The 18,646-nt window shown below is 59.5% G+C and carries 15 protein-coding genes; 8 read left to right on the top strand and 7 right to left on the bottom strand.

The annotated features are described in order from the left end of the window. Window positions 1-8 precede the first annotated feature (8 nt). The 6 genes from ASG19_RS00370 to dnaE all read left to right on the top strand — a co-directional run bounded on the left by ASG19_RS00370 (window position 9) and on the right by dnaE (window position 10,136). Window positions 9-1,676 (top strand): ribonuclease J, encoded by a 1,668-nt coding sequence (locus ASG19_RS00370; protein ID WP_062453224.1) that lies wholly within the window; start codon window positions 9-11, stop codon window positions 1,674-1,676. A 218-nt stretch (window positions 1,677-1,894) separates the two neighbouring features. Beyond that, a complete protein-coding gene (locus ASG19_RS00365; RefSeq protein WP_062453223.1) occupies window positions 1,895-2,164 on the top strand; it encodes a DUF1467 family protein in 270 nt (89 codons plus the stop codon). Between the two features lie 531 nt (window positions 2,165-2,695). Next, window positions 2,696-4,018: a proline--tRNA ligase gene (gene proS, locus ASG19_RS00360; protein WP_062453222.1), complete on the top strand. Its 1,323-nt coding sequence runs from the start codon at window positions 2,696-2,698 to the stop codon at window positions 4,016-4,018. 107 nt (window positions 4,019-4,125) lie between these two features. Continuing rightward, complete coding sequence (locus tag ASG19_RS00355; RefSeq protein ID WP_062453221.1) at window positions 4,126-5,433, top strand: lipoprotein-releasing ABC transporter permease subunit; 1,308 nt, start codon at window positions 4,126-4,128, stop codon at window positions 5,431-5,433. Between the two features lie 6 nt (window positions 5,434-5,439). Next, on the top strand, window positions 5,440-6,129 hold the full coding sequence (locus ASG19_RS00350) for an ABC transporter ATP-binding protein (protein ID WP_062453220.1): 690 nt from the start codon (window positions 5,440-5,442) through the stop codon (window positions 6,127-6,129). A gap of 515 nt (window positions 6,130-6,644) precedes the next feature. After that, window positions 6,645-10,136, top strand: coding sequence for a DNA polymerase III subunit alpha (gene dnaE, locus ASG19_RS00345; RefSeq protein WP_062453219.1), 3,492 nt, complete (start codon window positions 6,645-6,647; stop codon window positions 10,134-10,136). A 21-nt stretch (window positions 10,137-10,157) separates the two neighbouring features. Here the strand turns inward: dnaE and ASG19_RS00340 are convergent, their stop codons facing one another. From ASG19_RS00340 to ASG19_RS00325, 4 genes are all read right to left on the bottom strand, one after another. Further along, entirely contained in the window at window positions 10,158-11,522 is a 1,365-nt protein-coding gene (locus ASG19_RS00340; protein ID WP_082476134.1) for a L,D-transpeptidase family protein, read from the bottom strand. A 118-nt stretch (window positions 11,523-11,640) separates the two neighbouring features. Further along, window positions 11,641-12,933: a DNA polymerase IV gene (locus ASG19_RS00335; protein ID WP_082476227.1), complete on the bottom strand. Its 1,293-nt coding sequence runs from the start codon at window positions 12,931-12,933 to the stop codon at window positions 11,641-11,643. An 80-nt stretch (window positions 12,934-13,013) separates the two neighbouring features. Continuing rightward, a complete protein-coding gene (locus ASG19_RS00330; RefSeq protein WP_062453217.1) occupies window positions 13,014-13,694 on the bottom strand; it encodes a hypothetical protein in 681 nt (226 codons plus the stop codon). Window position 13,695: 1 nt separating this feature from the next. Further along, window positions 13,696-14,004, bottom strand: a complete 309-nt coding sequence (locus tag ASG19_RS00325; protein WP_062453216.1) for a DUF3572 domain-containing protein — start codon at window positions 14,002-14,004, stop codon at window positions 13,696-13,698. Window positions 14,005-14,137: 133 nt separating this feature from the next. Between ASG19_RS00325 and ASG19_RS00320 the strand changes: the two genes are divergently transcribed. Next, a complete protein-coding gene (locus ASG19_RS00320) occupies window positions 14,138-14,509 on the top strand; it encodes a response regulator (protein WP_062453215.1) in 372 nt (123 codons plus the stop codon). A gap of 14 nt (window positions 14,510-14,523) precedes the next feature. Further along, window positions 14,524-15,903: a PleD family two-component system response regulator gene (locus ASG19_RS00315; RefSeq protein WP_062453214.1), complete on the top strand. Its 1,380-nt coding sequence runs from the start codon at window positions 14,524-14,526 to the stop codon at window positions 15,901-15,903. Between the two features lie 757 nt (window positions 15,904-16,660). On the opposite strand, the gene rpmG is transcribed toward ASG19_RS00315, so the two are convergent. The 3 genes from rpmG to ASG19_RS00300 form a co-directional block, all read right to left on the bottom strand. Further along, entirely contained in the window at window positions 16,661-16,828 is a 168-nt protein-coding gene (gene rpmG, locus ASG19_RS00310; RefSeq protein WP_007626161.1) for a 50S ribosomal protein L33, read from the bottom strand. Window positions 16,829-16,917: 89 nt separating this feature from the next. Continuing rightward, window positions 16,918-18,102 (bottom strand): MFS transporter, encoded by a 1,185-nt coding sequence (locus tag ASG19_RS00305; protein WP_062453213.1) that lies wholly within the window; start codon window positions 18,100-18,102, stop codon window positions 16,918-16,920. 86 nt (window positions 18,103-18,188) lie between these two features. Then, window positions 18,189-18,644, bottom strand: coding sequence for a DUF983 domain-containing protein (locus ASG19_RS00300; RefSeq protein WP_062453212.1), 456 nt, complete (start codon window positions 18,642-18,644; stop codon window positions 18,189-18,191). Window positions 18,645-18,646 lie beyond the last annotated feature (2 nt).

Genomic DNA, 18,646 nt, shown 5'->3' with positions numbered 1-18,646 from the left:
CAATAAAAATGGCTAAACAGGACGAACTGGTGTTCCTGCCGCTTGGCGGCGTGGGTGAGATCGGCATGAACCTCGCTCTCTACGGCTACGGAACGCCGGACAAGCGGCAGTGGATCATGGTCGATTGCGGCGTCACTTTTCCAGGTCCGGACCTGCCGGGCGTGGATCTTGTCCTGCCCGATATCCGGTTTCTGACGGCCCAGAAGAAAAACATCAAGGCGATGATCATCACACACGCGCATGAGGATCACTACGGCGCCATGAATGATCTGTGGCCCGGCCTGAACGTGCCGGTCTACGCTTCGCCATTCACGGCCGGCATGCTGGAAGCAAAGCGGAATTACGAAGGCACGCGCGCCGAAATCCCGATCACCATCTTCAAGGCTGGCGACCGCATCAATGTCGGCCCGTTCGAGATCGAAGCCGTCGGCGTCAACCACTCGATCCCAGAGCCGATGTCGCTGGTCATCCGCACACCGCTCGGCAACGTCGTCCATACCGGCGACTGGAAGATCGACCATGCGCCGTCGCTAGGGCCCCTGACCGATGAGAACCGTTTCCGCGCGATCGGCGACGAGGGCGTTCTCGCACTGATGTGCGACAGCACCAACGCACTGCGCGAAGGCGTTTCGCCCTCAGAGGAAGAAGTGTCGGAAGGCCTGCGCCAGGTCATCCAAAATGCTGCGGGCAGGGTGGCAATCACCACCTTCTCGTCGAATGTCGGCCGCATCCGCTCGATCGCCGAAGCAGCCGACGCCGCCGGCCGCGAAGTTCTGCTGCTCGGCTCGTCGCTGAAGCGAGTCGTCGCCGTGGCCCGCGACCTCGGCATCATGGAAGGCATCAAGCCCTTCATCTCCGAAGACGAGTTCGGTTATATCCCGCGCGACAAGGTCGTCGTGATCCTGACGGGCAGCCAGGGCGAATCGCGCGCAGCGCTTGCCAAGATCTCCCGCGACGAGATGCGCAACGTCGCGTTTGCTTCGGGCGATACGGTCGTATTCTCCTCGCGCACCATTCCGGGCAACGAAAAGCCGATCATCGAAATCAAGAACGCGCTGATCGAACAGGGCATCAAGATCATCACCGACTCGGATGCGCTTGTGCATGTTTCCGGCCACCCGCGCCGCAATGAACTTCTGAAGATGTACGAGTGGACCAGACCGGAGATCCTCGTGCCTGTTCACGGCGAGGCAGCCCACCTTACCGCCCAGGCAGCGCTCGGCGCCACCGCCGGCATCAAGACCATCCCGCGCGTGCGCAACGGCAATATTTTGCGTCTCGCACCGGGCCCGGCCCAGGTCATCGACGATGCGCCACATGGCCGCGTCTTCAAGGACGGCAAGCTGATCGGCGACTTTGAGGAAATGGGTATCGGCGACCGCCGCAAGCTCTCCTTTGCCGGTCACGTCTCGGTCAACGTGCTGCTCGACAGCCGCTTCGACTTCCTGAGCGATCCCGACGTCGTTGCCTTCGGCATGCCGGAGGTCGACTATGAGGGCGAGGACATGGAGGACACGCTTTATGACGCGGTTCTCAATGCGATCGAAAGCATCCCGCGCGCCCGCCGCAAGGATCTCGACATGCTGCGCGAAGCCGTGCGTCGCTCCGTCCGCTCCGCGGCCAACCTGGCCTGGGGCAAGAAGCCGGTCGTGACGGTGTTCGTCTCCAAGGTCTAAGGCGCCGTCGCCAAAGCAAGTCTGCCCACGGCCTCCGACACCTTCTCCTCGCTGTAAGCGTCAAGAGGGTCCGGGGCCGGGCAGATGTGTCAGCATTTGGGCATGTTGGCTGCGTCTGCGGAATCAATCTCGCAGAGCTTGGCCGGACGGGAAATATCGAACCTCGTCCTTTGCGCCCGGCATCCTCTGTTCTATAGGTGGTGCGGAGGAGATACATCATGCCATTGCTGACCGTCGCTGCGATCTATTTCATTCTCTGGTGGACGGTTCTGTTCGCCGTCCTGCCGCTTGGCTTTCGCAGTCAGCAGGATGATGGGGAAGTGATGATCGGGACGGTTGAAAGTGCGCCCGTTCGATTCCGCGGAGGCAGGGTCATCTTGTTGACGACCGTGATCTCGGCGGCGCTCTACCTCACCTACCATCTCGCCTCCACCTATTTCGGCTTCGGGATCGACAGCATTCCCAACTTCATGCCGACATTTGAGTAGGGCGCTGCCGGCGGACGTGTCATCCGGCTGTCATTTTCTTCAGGCATAGCAGCGACGAAATGCAGCTTTCGTTCTGGATTTCTGCAGAAGCGGCCCGGCCTGTGAGCAGGCCAAAAAAAAACAAGGCGGTTAAGCCTTGTTTTTCAGTTTCGCGTGATACTCATTCCGTTACCGGGGCTGCGACGAGCGCGCCAGAGATCTGATCCTCCCAAGACTTGACCGCGAACTGGCAAGAATTTGAACTCCTTGCCTCTTTTGTGAGCTGAACCTAGCCTAACGAATGTGCTTTGTCACTCGATTTTTTTGCATTTTTGACACAGTTTGGCAAAAATTTCCCGTGGACGAATTTGTCGCAGGGCTTGTCATCAAACCGTTGAGCTCCAGTCGTTGCAAGCGCAATCTGCTGTTCCGCAGCGTGCGCTATGGGTTCCATTTGCGCCCTCGAACGGCTATGTACGCCGTCAAAGTTTAAACCAAGAAACGGCCGATTCCCTTGTTATCTGGGGAACGCCTCGGAAACCGGAAACGTCCATGCGTCTGTCCCGCTATTTTATGCCCATCCTGAAGGAAAACCCCAAGGAAGCGGAAATCGTCTCGCACCGGCTGATGCTGCGTGCGGGCATGATCCGTCAGCAGAGCCAGGGCATCTATTCCTGGCTGCCGCTCGGCAAGCGCGTGCTGGACAAGGTCAACAAGATCGTCCGCGAGGAACAGAACCGGGCTGGCGCCGTCGAACTGATGATGCCGACGCTGCAGTCGGCCGAGCTGTGGCAGGAAAGCGGTCGCTACGACGCCTACGGCAAGGAAATGCTGCGCATCAAGGACCGCCAGGAGCGGCCGATGCTCTACGGACCGACCAACGAGGAAATGATCACGGATATCTTCCGGTCCTACGTCAAGTCCTACAAGAGCCTGCCGCTCAACCTCTACCATATCCAGCTGAAGTTCCGCGACGAGATCCGCCCGCGTTTCGGCACCATGCGCTCGCGCGAATTCCTGATGAAGGATGCCTATTCCTTCGATCTCAACAAGGAAGACGCCGTCCATTCGTATAACAAGATGTTCGCGGCCTATCTGCGCACCTTCGATCGGCTGGGCCTGCGCGCCATTCCGATGCGTGCCGATACCGGCCCGATCGGTGGCAACCACAGTCACGAGTTCATCATCCTTGCGGAAACCGGTGAGTCGGAAGTCTTCTCGCACCGCGACTTCGTCAATTTCGACATTCCCGGCGAAGACACCGATTTCGACGATGTCGCCGGCATGCAGGCGATCTTTGACAAGTGGACATCGGTCTACGCCGCGACGTCCGAAATGCACGACGAATCAGCCTTCGATCAGATCCCGGATGCCGATCGCCTCTCTGCCCGCGGCATCGAAGTCGGCCATATCTTCTATTTCGGCACGAAATATTCCGAGCCGATGGGCGCAAAGGTGCAGGGCCCTGATGGCAAGGAACATCTTGTCCACATGGGATCCTACGGCATCGGGCCGACACGCCTTGTTCCCGCCATCATCGAAGCATCGCATGACGATAACGGAATCATCTGGCCGGCATCCGTTGCGCCGTTCGATGTCGTGGTGATCAACATGAAGCCCGGTGACGAGGCATGCGATCGTCTGTCGGAAGATCTCTACGCAAAGCTCAACAAGGCCGGCAAGGACGTGCTGCTTGACGATACCGACGAACGCGCCGGCACCAAGTTCGCGACAGCGGATCTGATCGGTGTTCCGGTACAGATAATCGTCGGTCCGCGCTCCGCCGCCAACGGCGAGGTCGAGGTCAAGGACCGCAAGTCCGCAGCCCGTGACGTCATGACGCTCGAAGCGGCGCTCAACCGCGTCGCCGGATGATCGGACACCGACGTCTCGCCGGGCCAGTCTGACGACAGGCTAGGCAGGCATATCTGATACAGCAGCGCGGGAAGCCTCCCGCGCGCTCCATGTGTAAGGAAGCGTGAATGGCGAGCATCGCGACGAGTGGTGAACCAGAGAAGGTCGACAAGTCTCCGCGGGCTGGCGCTTTCTCGTCGTTCGAGCGAATGGTCGCCTGGCGCTACCTGCGCTCGCGCCGCAAGGAAGCCTTCATCTCGGTCATCGCGGGCTTTTCTTTCGTCGGCATCATGCTTGGCGTCGCGACACTGATCATCGTGATGGCGGTCATGAACGGCTTTCGCACCGAGCTCATTTCCCGCATTCTCGGCATCAACGGCCACATGGTGATCCAGCCGATCGACCAGCCGTTCACCGATTACGCCGAACTGACCAAGAAATTCGCTGCCGTTCCCGGCGTCAAGATGGCCCTGCCGCTTGTCGAGGGGCAGACGCTGGCATCCGGCAAGGGTGGCGCCGGTTCCGGCGCTCTTGTGCGCGGCGTACGGCCGGAAGACCTTGAGAAGGTCACGGAAGTTGCTGGTAATATCAAGCAGGGCGATATCGTCGGCTTCGCGTCGGGGCAGGGCGTTCTTGTCGGCTCCAGGCTTGCCTCGCAGCTCGGCATTTCGGCCGGCGACCAGATCACGCTGATTTCGCCCGAAGGCGACGTGACACCGATGGGTGTCAATCCGCGCGTTAAATCCTATCCCGTGTCCGGCGTTTTCGAGATCGGCATGTCGGAATACGACGCGACGATCATCTACATGCCGCTTGAGGAATCGCAGCTCTATTTCAATGCCGAAGGGCTGGTGCAGTCGATCGAACTGTTCATTGATCACCCCGACAATGTCGAGGACATGCGTCCGCTGGTGGAGCAGGCTGCCGGTCGCCAGATTTTCATCACCGACTGGCGTCAGCGCAACCAGACCTTCTTCTCGGCGCTTCAGGTTGAACGCAACGTGATGTTCATGATCCTGACGCTGATCGTGCTGGTCGCGGCACTGAACATCATCTCGGGCCTGATCATGCTGGTGAAGGACAAGGGCTCCGATATCGCAATCCTGCGCACGATGGGCGCGAGTTCCGGCGCCATCATGCGGATCTTCTTCATGACGGGTGCTGCCATCGGCATCGTTGGCACGTTTGCCGGCGTCGCGCTCGGCGTTATCGTCTGCCTCAACATCGAATCGATCCGACAGTTCTTCTCCTGGGTCTCGGGCACCATCCTCTTTGATCCGGAGCTCTATTTCCTCAGCCAGCTTCCGGCCGAAATGAGTTTTGGCGAGACCTTCTCGGTCGTCATCATGGCGCTGGTCCTGTCCTTCTTCGCCACCATTTTCCCGGCATGGAGAGCCTCGAAGCTCGATCCTGTCCAGGCCCTCCGATACGAATAGGTCTCCATGGCTGTCCCGCGTAAAACCGTCCTCAATCTCTCAGGCGTCGAACGTCACTACGGCCAGGGGGAGACGAGCCTGTCGATCCTCAACGGGGCAGACTTCTCGCTCGTGAGCGGCGAGATCGTGGCGCTCGTCGCCCCGTCCGGTACCGGCAAATCGACGCTCTTGCATCTGGCAGGCCTGCTTGAACATCCGGACGCTGGCGATGTGACGATCGGCGGTCGGGCCTGCAACGGTTTGTCGGATGAAGAGCGCACCTCGATCCGTCGCTCCGACATCGGCTTCGTCTACCAGTTTCACCATCTCCTGCCGGAATTCACGGCGATCGAAAACATCATGATGCCGCAGTTGATTGGCGGCCTTTCGAAGGGGGAAGCGCGCGAACGCGCGGGCCAGCTTCTCGATTACATGCGAATCGGTCATCGCGGCGAACACCGCCCGTCGGAACTGTCTGGTGGTGAACAGCAGCGCGTGGCGATTGCCCGTGCGGTGGCCAACGCGCCCCGCCTTTTGCTGGCCGACGAACCCACCGGCAATCTCGACCCGAAGACGGCATCCTACGTGTTCGAAGCGCTGGAGGCGCTGGTGCGCCAGTCAGGGCTTGCTGCCCTGATTGCCACCCACAATCATGATCTCGCTGCCCGCATGGATCGTCGCGTCACGATCGAGGGCGGCAAAGTCGTCGAGTTCTAGCGAACGCACTGATCCCCAAAGCGTGCCCCTAATCCGATAGTGTCCATCGTCACATCCTCGAAGGGGCGTGCGATGGACACTGCTGCCATGGAATGACGTCACGTCAGCGATCCGCAGCGATGGCTGACGTTTGGCTGCCGACCGCGTGCGTCGGCCGGCAACGGCTTGGTCCTATGGAGCGCTGGTTACCTCCAGCCAGCAAGCAGCATTAACCATCGGTCAGAATCTTCTATTCCCGTTTTGTTCTACTATTGACGTTGGCACGAAAAGAGAACAAAGTGCCAACATAAACGAACACGGGAGACGACGATGACTGACCTTCTTCGTGATATTGCCGCATTCGCCTCCATTGCAACTTTCGTTGCCAGCTTGTCGATGATCATGCTGGTGATGTGAGCCGGTCCGTGCTCGCCCAGCCGGCGGGCGCAAGCGGAAAGAGGTTGAGAAGACCATTCTTGACTCGACTCTGAAGCCCCCGCGCCGGACAATGACCCGATTCAAGGAATGGGTATCAGATGGCGGACGCAGCGACTTTACAATCGGAATCGGAGGATTTGGGAGCGACGCCACAGTTCGTGCATCTGCGCGTCCATTCCGCCTATTCGCTTCTGGAAGGTGCGCTGCCGCTTAAGAAAATCCTCTCCAAGGCCATCGCGGACAATCAGCCCGCGATCGCCGTCACCGATACCAACAATCTCTTCGTCGCGCTGGAATTCGCCCAAAAATCCATCGGTGATGGCATTCAGCCGATCATCGGTTGCCAGCTGTCGATTGACATGGAGGATCAGCCAGACGAGCGCCGCAACGGCCATTTGGCGAAGCTGCCGGCAATCGTTGTGCTTGCCGCCAATGCCAAGGGATACGAGCGGCTGGTGGATCTCGTCAGCCGTGCCTATCTCGATGGAGAAGGGCAGGCGGCAACGCATATCTGCCGCGCCTGGCTCGAAGATGGCGGCACCGAAGGACTGATCGCGCTGACAGGTGCTGCCGGTGGCCCTGTCGACATGGCAATGAAGGATGGCAACACCGTACTCGCAAAGGCGCGCCTCCTTTCATTGAAGCAGGCCTTTGGCGATCGTCTGTATATTGAACTGCAGCGTCACGGCACTTACGACCGCCGTCATGAGCAGCGGATGATCGATCTTGCCTACGACCAGGATGTGCCGCTGGTCGCGACCAATGAGGCCTTCTTCCCGGGCAAGTCCGATTACGACGCTCATGATGCCCTGATGGCCGTCGCGCACAATGCGATCGTATCCGACGATACCCGTTTCCGTTTGACGCCCGACCATTACCTGAAGAGCCGTGCCGAAATGGCAAAGCTGTTCGCCGATCTGCCGGAAGCGCTCGAAAACACGGTCGAGATCGCCAAGCGCTGCTCGTTCATCCTGAAGACCCGCAGCCCGATCCTGCCGCGCTTCACCGGCGCCACCGATGATCCGGCAGAAGCGGAGCGGGCCGAAACGGCGGAGCTGCGCCGTCAGTCGGTCGAAGGCCTCGAGAACCGGATGGCCGAACTCGGTATCACCGCGGGCTTCACCGAGCAGGATTATCGCGAACGGCTCGATTTCGAGCTCGGCGTCATCGAGAAGATGAAGTTTCCGGGCTACTTCCTGATCGTTGCCGACTTCATCAAATGGGCAAAGCTGCAGAACATCCCGGTCGGTCCGGGCCGCGGTTCCGGTGCAGGCTCGCTGGTTGCCTATGCGCTGACGATCACCGACGTCGATCCGCTGCGCTTCTCTTTGCTGTTCGAACGCTTCCTCAATCCCGACCGCGTCTCGATGCCCGACTTCGACATCGACTTCTGCCAGGATCGCCGCGAAGAGGTGATCCGCTACGTGCAGCGCAAATATGGCCGCGAGCAGGTGGCGCAGATCATCACCTTCGGTTCGCTGCAGGCCCGCGCAGCACTGCGCGACGTCGGCCGCGTTCTCGAAATGCCCTATGGCCAGGTCGATCGCATCTGCAAACTGGTGCCCAACAACCCGGCCAATCCGACCACCCTGGCAAAGGCGATCGAGGAAGAGCCGAAGTTCCAGGAAGAGGTCGACAAGGAGCCGGTCGTCGGCCGTCTTCTCGATATCGCCCAGAAGATCGAAGGTCTCTACCGCCACGCCTCGACCCACGCCGCCGGTATCGTCATCGGCGATCGCCCGCTGTCGAAGCTGGTGCCGATGTACCGCGATCCGCGCTCCGACATGCCGGTCACTCAGTTCAACATGAAATGGGTCGAGCAGGCCGGTCTGGTCAAGTTCGACTTTCTCGGCCTGAAGACGCTGACAGTTCTTAAAACCGCGGTTGAATTCTGCATGAAGCGCGATATCGTCGTGGATCTCGCCAAGATCCCTCTCGATGACGAACTGACCTACCAGATGCTGTCGCGCGGCGAGACCGTCGGCGTGTTCCAGGTGGAAAGTGCCGGCATGCGCAAGGCGCTAATCGGCATGAAACCGGACTGTATCGAGGACATTATTGCGCTGGTGGCGCTTTATCGTCCGGGTCCGATGGAAAACATCCCGACCTACAACGCCCGCAAGCATGGCGAGGAAGAAATCGAATCGGTCCATCCGTCGATCGATTATCTGCTCAAGGAAACCCAGGGCGTTATCGTTTACCAGGAACAGGTGATGCAGATCGCCCAGGTCCTGTCGGGCTATTCGCTCGGCGAAGCCGACCTTCTGCGCCGTGCCATGGGCAAGAAGATCAAGGCCGAGATGGACCAGCAGAGCGAACGCTTTGTCAGTGGCGCCATCAAGAACGGTGTGTCGAAGCCGCAGGCGAAGAACATCTTCGAACTGCTGGCGAAATTCGCCAACTACGGCTTCAACAAATCCCACGCCGCCGCCTACGCCATCGTCTCCTACCAGACGGCCTATATGAAGGCGCATTACCCGGTCGAGTTCCTCGCCGCGTCGATGACCTACGATATGGCGAACACCGAAAAGCTGAACGATTTCCGCGAAGACGCGGGACGGCTCGGCATCAAGGTCATTCCGCCATCGGTCCAGACCTCGTTCCGCCGCTTCGAGACAGGTGACAACCGCATCTATTACGCGCTCGCCGCCATCAAGGGCGTCGGCGAAAACGCCGTCGATCACATCGTAGAAGTCCGCGGCGACACGCCATTCGCGTCGATCGAGGATTTCTGTCTGCGCATCGACCCCAAGCAGATCAACCGCCGCGTCTTTGAAAGCCTCAACGCCGCCGGCGCCTTCGATTGCTTCGGCTTCGATCGGGCGCAGCTCAGCGCCGGTATGGACCGCGTCATCGGCTATGCCCAGCGCGCCCAGGAGGAGAAGGTCTCCGGCCAGTCCGATTTCTTCGGCTCGGGCGCGGCCAGCGGTCCGGAAAAACTCGTGCTTCCAACCTTCAATCCGTGGATGCCGTCGGAAATGCTGATGCGCGAGTATCAGGTGCTCGGCTTCTACCTGTCGGCCCATCCGCTCGATACCTACGGTGCGGTGCTCGACAAGATGCGCGTCCAGACCTTCGCCGACTTCTCGACGGCGGTGAGGGCAGGCGCCACGGCGGGCCGTCTTGCCGGGACCGTCACCGGTCGCCAGGAACGCAAGACGCGCACCGGCAACAAGATGGGCATCGTCATGTTTTCCGATTCCACCGGTCAGTTCGAGGCGGTGCTGTTTTCCGAAGCGCTTGCCCAATACCGCGATCTGCTTGAGCCCGGAAAATCGCTTGTCATCACAGTTCAGGCCGACGAGCGCCCGGAAGGCATTGGCCTGCGGATCCAGACAGTGCAGTCTCTCGAGGAACAGTCGGTCCGCATGCAGAAGGCGCTGCGGGTCTTCGTGCGCGACTCAGGGCCGCTGAAGACGGTCGCCCGGCATCTTAATGCCCGCGGCGATGGCCTCGTCTCGTTCATCGTCATCAAGGATGATGGCAAGCGCGAGATCGAGGTGGAACTGACGGAACGGTACCGTATCTCGCCGGAAATCGCCGCCGCTCTGAAGGCGGCGCCCGGTGTGCTGGATGTGGAACTCGTATAACTGCCGCTATCGGCGTGGGCCTCAGTAGAGGCCGACGCCGCCTTGGTAACGGATGATGCTGCGCTTGGCGCGCGGCTCGGCGGCAGGCGTTGAGCCGATATCCTGAACCGCCACCATCTCGCTTTTCGACGACTTGGTCAGCGTGACGAAATCGGTGCCCTTGCCGGTCTCCGGTCCAAGCGATTCGTCGTTGATCGTGACAGACGTCCCATCCGCCATCAGCGTCTCGATCCTGTCGCGCACGTCCTGCGAAATCTCGATGCGGTCGAGTGCGGCTTTCGCGGCACCCGGCAGTTTCGCATCGGCCGCCACGGTGATCCCCAGCCGCTTCATCGTCGCATCGGACAGCACGTTCGGCAACGTCACCGCGTGCCAATCGGCTGATTCGATCGAGCGATCGATCTTGTCAACAGTGAAGAGATGCGTGCCGAGGGCCACTTCCGGCGCCTTGATGCCGACAGGGGCCTCAAACAGCGGTTCGAAATTCTGCCGCACCATGATCTGGCCGGCGGGTGGCTTCGGCTGGCCGGCAGAGGCGTAGAGCGCGTCGATGAACTCGCCGCTTATCATCGGGCCCGTCTGCTTCAGGCCTTTCCAGCGCTTGAAGCCGGCAACGGCGCTGCGAGTCAGCGGTCCGACATAGCCGTCGGAGCCGCCGGTCTCAAAGCCCATTTCTTCCAGCAACTTCTGGGCGTCCATCAGCGTCTCGCGGTCGGTACGCCGCGTGATCAGGATGCGTAGCGCGTGCGTCTGCGCTTCCTCGAGATCATCAGGCTGCGTCGGAAGAGCATCCGTGGCGCGGTTCGGATTGGCCGGCGCGACATTCATCGCCACTTCCACCGGCTTCTTCGGCGAGGCCTTGATCGATGCGGTGCGAAGATCGACATCGGTCATCAGCGCGCCGGCAGGCAAAGGCTTGCGCGGCGAAAACAGCACGACGTCCTCGATGCGCTGCGGCACCACGTCCGCATCGGTCACGATCACATGCGCACCACGCTCGGTCAGGCCGTAAAGCTTGGTCGCAAAACCGCTCGGCAGGCGCACGCAGCCGTGCGACGCCGGATAGTTCGGAACGTTGCCCTCGTGCAGCGCGATACCTGACCAGGTGATTCGCTGCATGAACGGCATCGGTGCATTCGAATAGATGTTCGACTCGTGGTATTTCCGCTTCTCAAGGATGGAGAAGATGCCGGTCGGCGTATCGTGCCCGGCCTTGCCGCTCGATATCCGCGACCTGGCGACCACGGTCTCGCCCTCGTAGACGGTCAGCGACTGCCTGTCCTTGGAAACGATGATCTGCAGGGGAACACTGTCCGCCGCAAAGGCTGGAGGCGACAGCATCGTCGCGGACATCAGACAGAACCCCAGAACCAGGCGACGCATCATGCTAAACCTCATACGCAAAACTTGAGCCGCATTTTACCGAGCGAGGTTTAACGAAGGTTTGCATCCGCGCTGATCTCGTCACGTTTAGCAGGAAAAATTTAATCACGTTTGATTGAAACTATCGGTCGCGGCGCTTGTCGCCAAACGTATAGCCGGTCTCGACGGCCGCAGCTCCGAACTTCTCACGCAGCTTGTCCATGGCCGCTTCCGCAGCCGCCCGGCGTCCGGCCTGAACATCCACGAGATCGGGCGGATCTGCGCGGGCAGGATCGGTCAGATCGGTGACGCCGATCCCGAGCAGGCGAAATTTCGTGCCGTCCGTCTCCCGCTCCAGCATGGAGATACCAGTGCGAAAGATGCGGTCGGCCAGCTGGGTCGGGTCTTCCAGCCGCTTGTTGCGGGTTCGGCTTTTGAAATCCGCGGTCTTCAATTTCAACACCACCGTCTGACCTGCAAGGTCCTCGCTCTTCAGTCGTTTAGACACCTTCTCCGAAAGCCGGCGCATGATCGGGACCAGGTCGTCGTGGCGGGAGATGTCGTCGAAGAACGTGGTCTCGGCCGACACGCTTTTCGCCGGGTCGTTGAGATGCACCTCGCGGTCGTCGATACCGCGAGACAAACGATAGAGGCGCTGGCCCATCGTGCCGTAGCGGCGCATCAGGTCGGCCTCGTTCATGGCTTGCAACTGCCCGATGGTGCGGATGCCGTCCGCCTCCAGCGTCGCATCAAAAGCCCGGCCGACGCCCCAGATCGTCGTGACCGGTCGGGTCGCCAGAAACTCCACGGCTTCTGCGCGACCGATCACCGAAAAACCCCGCGGCTTTTCGAGGTCGGAAGCGACCTTGGCGAGGAACTTGCAGTAGGAGAGCCCGACGGAAATACTGATGCCAATCTCGGATTCGACGCGTTTTGCGAGCTTTGCGAGAATGCGGCTGGGCTGATCGTGGTGCAGACGCTGGGTGCCTGCCAGTTCCAGAAACGCCTCGTCGATCGAGATCGGCTGCACCAGCGGCGTCAGATCCATCATCATCTGCCGCACCTGTCGGCCGGCAGTGACGTATTTCTCCATGTTCGGCTTGATGACGACCGCATCCGGGCAGAGTTCGAGCGCTTTGAACATCGGCATTGCCGACCGGACGCCGCTGATGCGGGCGATATAGCAGGCGGTCGACACCACGCCGCGCTTGCCGCCGCCGATGATCACCGGCTTGTCGGCCAGGCTCGGGTCGTCGCGTTTCTCGATGGTGGCGTAAAAGGCATCGCAGTCGATATGGGCAAGCGTCAGGTCATGAAGTTCGCGATGATACACCAGCCGTGGACTGCCGCAGGCGCGACACCGTCGCACCTCTGCCTTCTGCTCGGCAAAGCAGTCTCGACAGAAGCCGGGCTTGTGATTTGGTACGACTGTCATCAGCGGAACAAAGGTTGAACATTCCGACAATAGGCCGTAAGCTGCAACCTCTCAAGAGTAGAACGCACATCCTTCAACCACTATTTTGCGGTTCGATGATGCGGGATTTGGGACAGGATGTAGGTGTCGATCATCTCTGCGGCATGCGGCCAGTCTGTGGCCCGGACGATCGGTTGATCAGGCTTCGGAGCAAGCTGGTGCAGAGGACTGTCCGGCATCATGTGGATCAGCAGGCAGTTCTCCACGTGGTCGCGGACCGAATGCAGGTTGTGGGCCATGTCATCGATAAAGACCGAGGGAAGGGGGCGCGCGGCATGGATCATCTGCATGACAGGGCCTTTCTTCTCCTCCGTCGCGACGAGAGGGAAGGTGAGGTCGAGCCGGTCGAGAAGCCGGCGACGCTGTTCCTGATAGCGTGGCGGCATGGCAGTGAGGAAGATGACGTCTGCAGCCTTACCGATCGCCTTAAGGGTCTCGATCGAAAGCGCAGAGGGCGTCTGCCAGTCTTCTTGGCGGTCGAAGAACGCGCCGATCAGGCGTTTGACGTCCGCTTCCTCGATAGGGACCTGCGTTTCGACCGAAACGATATTGCCGGTGAGGCGGAAGGAGCGCGGCAGCAGCTCCAGCCCCTCTGCCTTGATGAACTCGGTGAAAGGTGCCGCGAAGTCCAGAACGACGTCATCGACGTCGCATACGACCAGCGGGCGGTCGCCCAGTTGGACATGGGAGAAATCGAGGGCAACGCCGGAAGAGTTCTCCATCTCAGTAGTCGCCCGAATCGAGTGCAGGCTTGGAATAATAGTGTGACGCTGCGGCAACCGTTTCCGGTCTCGTGTTCGTCGCTTCGCAAAATGCCATCAGCGTTGGCTCGTGGCTCATCAGAAAATCGATCATGCCGCCCAGAAAGCCCGGATCGTCGATCACAGAACGAAGTTGGCCGGGCTGGAGACCGGAAAGCGCTAGAAACCGGGAGAACATGTCAGGCTCGTCCGCAAGCCAGCTGAGGATTGCGCCGGCCGTCTCTTCAGGGGCTGCGGCGGGTGCCTTGTTATTCAACGGATCGAACCTCATCGCCTGCTCAAGTTACCTATTTCTCAACCAAATGCCCTTAACGTGTGCCGCTAGTGGCTTAAAGAATCTCGTGTTCGGAAAGCTTATAGACTGAAAGCACGCTTGCAAGGCGCGATTTAAGGAACGGATCGACATGCCCAAACGGGTCATGATTGTCGAAGACAACGAGCTGAACATGAAGCTCTTCCGCGATTTGATCGAAGCGTCCGGCTACGAGACGATCCAGACGCGCAATGGCATGGAGGCGTTGGATCTTGCCCGCCGTCACCGTCCGGATCTGATCCTGATGGATATCCAGCTGCCCGAAGTATCGGGTCTGGAAGTGACCAAGTGGCTGAAGGAAGACGACGAACTGCACGTCATACCGGTCATCGCCGTCACCGCATTCGCGATGAAGGGCGACGAGGAACGAATCCGACAGGGCGGGTGCGAAGCCTATGTTTCGAAGCCCATCTCGGTGCCGAAGTTCATAGAGACCATCAAGACGTATCTTGGCGACGCGTAAGGTCGGAGAATGACATGACGGCACGGATCCTGGTAGTCGACGACATTCCCGCAAACGTGAAGCTGCTCGAGGCACGCCTGCTTGCGGAATATTTCGACGTTTTGACTGCCGATGACGGCTACAAGGCGCTGGCGATCTGTGAACAGGCCCATGTCGATGTCATCCTGCTCGACATCATGATGCCGGGCATTGACGGGTTCGAAGTCTGCGAGCGGCTGAAAGCCAATCCGCGGACATCCCATATCCCTGTTGTCATGGTCACCGCGCTGGACCAGCCCTCCGACCGCGTGCGCGGCCTGAAAGCCGGTGCCGACGATTTTCTGACCAAGCCGGTCAACGACCTGCAGCTGATTTCCCGTGTCAAAAGCCTCGTGCGGCTGAAGACGCTGAGTGACGAGCTGCGCATCCGGTCCGACACCGCGCAGGATCTCACGCTGCAGGACATGATGAAGAGTGCAGCGGGGCAGGACGCTCAGGACGACGTCGCGCAGGTCCTGCTGGTCGATGGCCGCGGAAGCTCGCAGGAACGCATCGTCAGGGCGCTGAAACCCGTCGCGGATATCACTGCCATCTCCGATCCGCAGGCAGCCCTTTTCGAAGCGGCTGAAAACCCGTTCGATCTGGTGATCGTCAATACGAATTTCGATGACTACGATCCGCTGAGGCTCTGTTCACAACTGCGATCGCTGGAGCGGACCCGATTCCTGCCGTTGCTGCTGGTGACGGAACACGGCGACGACCAGGTCATCGTCCGGGCGCTCGATCTCGGCGTCAACGACTACATTATCCGGCCGATCGATCCGAATGAACTCGTGGCCCGGACCCTGACGCAGATCAAGCGTAAGCGTTACAACGACCGCCTGCGGTTAAGCGTGCGCCATACGATCGAACTGGCTGTGACAGATGCCCTGACCGGTCTGCACAATCGCCGTTATCTCGACAATCACATGAAGGTGCTGTTTGCCCGCGCAACAGCCCGTGGGCGGCCGCTGTCCGTCTGCATCACCGACATCGATCGCTTCAAATCGGTCAACGACACGCACGGCCACGACGCCGGTGACGAGGTGCTGAAGGAAGTTGCGGCCCGTATCCGGTCCACAGTACGCGGCGCGGATCTCGCCTGCCGGTTCGGTGGCGAGGAATTCGTTGTGGTTATGCCCGATACGGATAGCGCCGCCGCGGCTTTGATTGCCGAACGATTGCGCAACATCATCGAGCAGACGCCGTTCGTGCTGAAAAGCACTGGCGCCAGCCTGAATATCACAGCTTCGCTTGGGATTGCCTGTAGCCGCAGTGGAGCGGAAACGCCGGAGCAGTTGTTGAAACAAGCCGACCGTGCGCTTTACGACGCTAAGAACAGCGGTCGCAACCGAGTCGTTGCAGCCGCCGCTTAAGATTTGCACGAGAATCGTCGTATATTAAAACAATCTAATATAATATCTTTCGTCCCGCAGCGAGGCTTTTTGATAAAGAAGCTCTCGTCTTCCCAGTTTCCGCAATTAAATTTGACGACTCGTATGCGGCTTCGAGCCAAATAAAACAGATACGGGAATGGAAGACCGGTGCTTTGTTTGAGAATTACCGACTGATGCGGTAGCATCTACACACAAGCGAGAAAGTCCTGCTTCTCCTTGATGATTTATAATCGCCTTTTACTTCCGTCTCGAAGTCCGGCTAGTCTTTAAGCTCGCATCGAACACCGTAGGGTGGGTAAAGCTAAAAACGCTTTGGCTCAGAATAAACCTAACAATTGAAGAGTTGGAATAGCGTCTTTCTACAAAGACGCGTGTGGATTTTAACCATCATATCCAAACAGTTTCGTACTGATCTAAGTATGAGTTGATTTTCCATTGATTTTGCGCAATTTTGGTTTCAACGGGGCGAAGGGTTCCTTCAGCTTACGTCGAGATACCCCATGATGCTCAGGTCCGCCGCATCTCCTGGGTCGTGGGGTCGGTCGACTGGCAAGCAATTTCAACGGCTCCTCGTGCCGCGATTGCAAGCCGGTCGACCCCCAATCAAAGCGCCGCTGTCAGAAATGACGGTGGCGCTTTTTGCGTTTGGATACTCACGCGTAGAAACAGCAGGCAAAGAAAAAGGCGCCCGGCTAATCAGCCTGCGCCTTCTTTCATGCCTTTAAGGGACCAGATCTTACTTGATCTTGGTTTCCTTGAATTCGACGTGCTTCCGGGCAACCGGATCGTACTTCGTCTTGGTCATCTTGTCTGTCATCGTACGGCTGTTCTTCGTGGTTACGTAGAAGAAACCGGTATCAGCCGTCGACAGCAGCTTGATCTTGATGGTCGTAGCTTTTGCCATGGTCTTAGCGCCTTTAAGAAAAGTGGAGCCGCGGACGCAGACGGTCGACGGCGAAATCTGGGGCGAAATTACAAATCGCGGTCAGAATGTCAACCTTGTTTCGTTGGTAAAAACCATCGAGCCCCCGAAACAACCACGTAAAAGCCAAAGAAACCGGCCAGCGCCCAGGCAAAGCCGTCATTGCCCGCGACATCCATGGCAGCGCCGATGCCCTGTGGTCCTGCAACCGTGCCGACGGCATAGCAGAAGATGAAGGCGGCATTGGCAGCGACCAGATCGGCACCTCGAAGGCGAGCTCCCAAATGCGCGAGGCCAACGGTGTAGAGGCCGGAGATACAGCCGCCCCACATGAACAGAAGAACTGCGGTCATCATCCAGTTGCCGATCAGGAAGGGGATCGTCAGAGAGCCGAGAACGCCCAGCACGGCGAGGCCGGTCAGAAGCGGCCTGCGGTCACGCATGCGGTCCGAAATCATCCCCAGCGGGATCTGGAAGGCCATGTTGCCCAGTCCCATCACCGTCAAGAGGATGGCCGCATGCGATTCGGTCATCTGTTCGCGCAACGCATAGATCGGAAACAGCGACAGTCCGCCAACCGAGACTGCACCAAAGGCGAAGACGGCTGCCGTCGCACTGGGAACGAGGAATATATAGTGGAAGAAGTGCCGCTCGGGCTTGCTGTCTAGCTTCGGACTTTCGTGACGGGCGAGAAAGATCGGTATGATGGCCGTCATGATAATGAGTGCGCCGACGATGAACGGAAGCACGCCATCGCTGCCGAGAAGCGAAAACAGCATCGGCCCGATCGCAAACCCGACCGCCAGCACCGTTGCGTATATGCCGAGGACCAATCCGCGTCGTCTGGGTGGCGCGGCTTCATTGATCCAGAATTCGGACAGGATGAACAGGGCCGTGGTCGCGCCATGGAAGGTAAAGCGCAGCGGAAACCACATCCAGAATTGGTCAGCATAGTAGAAACAGATGGCGCTGAAGGCGGCGATCACCACGGCGATCATCATGCTGCGCGCCACACCAAAGTCATGTGCACATTTCGTCGTGATCGGGGCGGCAACCATGGCTGCAACGCCTGCCATGGCAGCGTTCAACCCGATCAGCGTCGATGAGATGCCGCGTTTTTCAAGGATGATGCTCAGCAGCGGCAGGCCGAGCCCCATGGCTATTCCCACGGCGCTGACGGCGGCGGTGGCTGCGATCAGGGATGGCCAGTGGATCTCCGCGACATGGCCGTTTTCGTCGGTCGTCGGCTGAGGCATTCAGACTTCCTTACAAGTCGGCTTCGGACTGGACGTCCGTACGCATGAAATAGGACGGGAAGGTGGTAACGAACGGTGGACCATGATCAGTTCGGTCTGTTGCTCGGACCGCTGGTCGAATCGGTCCCGTCCTCGCCGCCGCCGAACCCATGCATGCGGTTTGCCCATTGCAGGCCGATGACACCGCCCTTGATGGGCTGGATCGTCGCGATGGCGGCAAGCACCGCAAGCGGTGCCCAGATGGCGAGGTGGACCCAAGGAGAGACACGCAGGATCATATCGGTCAGCATGTAGCCGGTCATCAGCACGTGACCAACCACGACGATGACGAGATAGGCCGGAAGGTCGTCTGCACGATGGTGGGAGATATCTTCACCGCAGACGGAACAATGATCGACTGGCTTCAGGAAGGCACGGAAAAGCCGGCCCTCTCCACAGGCAGGACAGCGACAGGCGAGGCCCCGTTTGATGGAGCGGCCAAGAGGTCGATCGACCGGGTCCGACCCGCCGAAGCGGACCGTCTGTTCGCCATCTGACTGCATTG

Source organism: Rhizobium sp. Leaf306 (genome assembly GCF_001423425.1).
Lineage (GTDB): Bacteria > Pseudomonadota > Alphaproteobacteria > Rhizobiales > Rhizobiaceae > Neorhizobium > Neorhizobium soli.
Note: the sequence above shows the minus strand (reverse complement) of the source record. Positions and strands in the feature narration are given on the sequence as shown.

What these genes read in the sequence shown, in the direction of transcription:
- ASG19_RS00370 (WP_062453224.1), top strand. Translation starts at nt 9, where the DNA reads ATGGCTAAACAGGACGAACTGGTGTTCCTGCCGCTTGGCGGCGTGGGT.
- ASG19_RS00365 (WP_062453223.1), top strand. Translation starts at nt 1,895, where the DNA reads ATGCCATTGCTGACCGTCGCTGCGATCTATTTCATTCTCTGGTGGACG.
- proS (WP_062453222.1), top strand. Translation starts at nt 2,696, where the DNA reads ATGCGTCTGTCCCGCTATTTTATGCCCATCCTGAAGGAAAACCCCAAG.
- ASG19_RS00355 (WP_062453221.1), top strand. Translation starts at nt 4,126, where the DNA reads ATGGCGAGCATCGCGACGAGTGGTGAACCAGAGAAGGTCGACAAGTCT.
- ASG19_RS00350 (WP_062453220.1), top strand. Translation starts at nt 5,440, where the DNA reads ATGGCTGTCCCGCGTAAAACCGTCCTCAATCTCTCAGGCGTCGAACGT.
- dnaE (WP_062453219.1), top strand. Translation starts at nt 6,645, where the DNA reads ATGGCGGACGCAGCGACTTTACAATCGGAATCGGAGGATTTGGGAGCG.
- ASG19_RS00340 (WP_082476134.1), bottom strand. Translation starts at nt 11,522, where the DNA reads ATGATGCGTCGCCTGGTTCTGGGGTTCTGTCTGATGTCCGCGACGATG.
- ASG19_RS00335 (WP_082476227.1), bottom strand. Translation starts at nt 12,933, where the DNA reads ATGACAGTCGTACCAAATCACAAGCCCGGCTTCTGTCGAGACTGCTTT.
- ASG19_RS00330 (WP_062453217.1), bottom strand. Translation starts at nt 13,694, where the DNA reads ATGGAGAACTCTTCCGGCGTTGCCCTCGATTTCTCCCATGTCCAACTG.
- ASG19_RS00325 (WP_062453216.1), bottom strand. Translation starts at nt 14,004, where the DNA reads ATGAGGTTCGATCCGTTGAATAACAAGGCACCCGCCGCAGCCCCTGAA.
- ASG19_RS00320 (WP_062453215.1), top strand. Translation starts at nt 14,138, where the DNA reads ATGCCCAAACGGGTCATGATTGTCGAAGACAACGAGCTGAACATGAAG.
- ASG19_RS00315 (WP_062453214.1), top strand. Translation starts at nt 14,524, where the DNA reads ATGACGGCACGGATCCTGGTAGTCGACGACATTCCCGCAAACGTGAAG.
- rpmG (WP_007626161.1), bottom strand. Translation starts at nt 16,828, where the DNA reads ATGGCAAAAGCTACGACCATCAAGATCAAGCTGCTGTCGACGGCTGAT.
- ASG19_RS00305 (WP_062453213.1), bottom strand. Translation starts at nt 18,102, where the DNA reads ATGCCTCAGCCGACGACCGACGAAAACGGCCATGTCGCGGAGATCCAC.
- ASG19_RS00300 (WP_062453212.1), bottom strand. Translation starts at nt 18,644, where the DNA reads ATGCAGTCAGATGGCGAACAGACGGTCCGCTTCGGCGGGTCGGACCCG.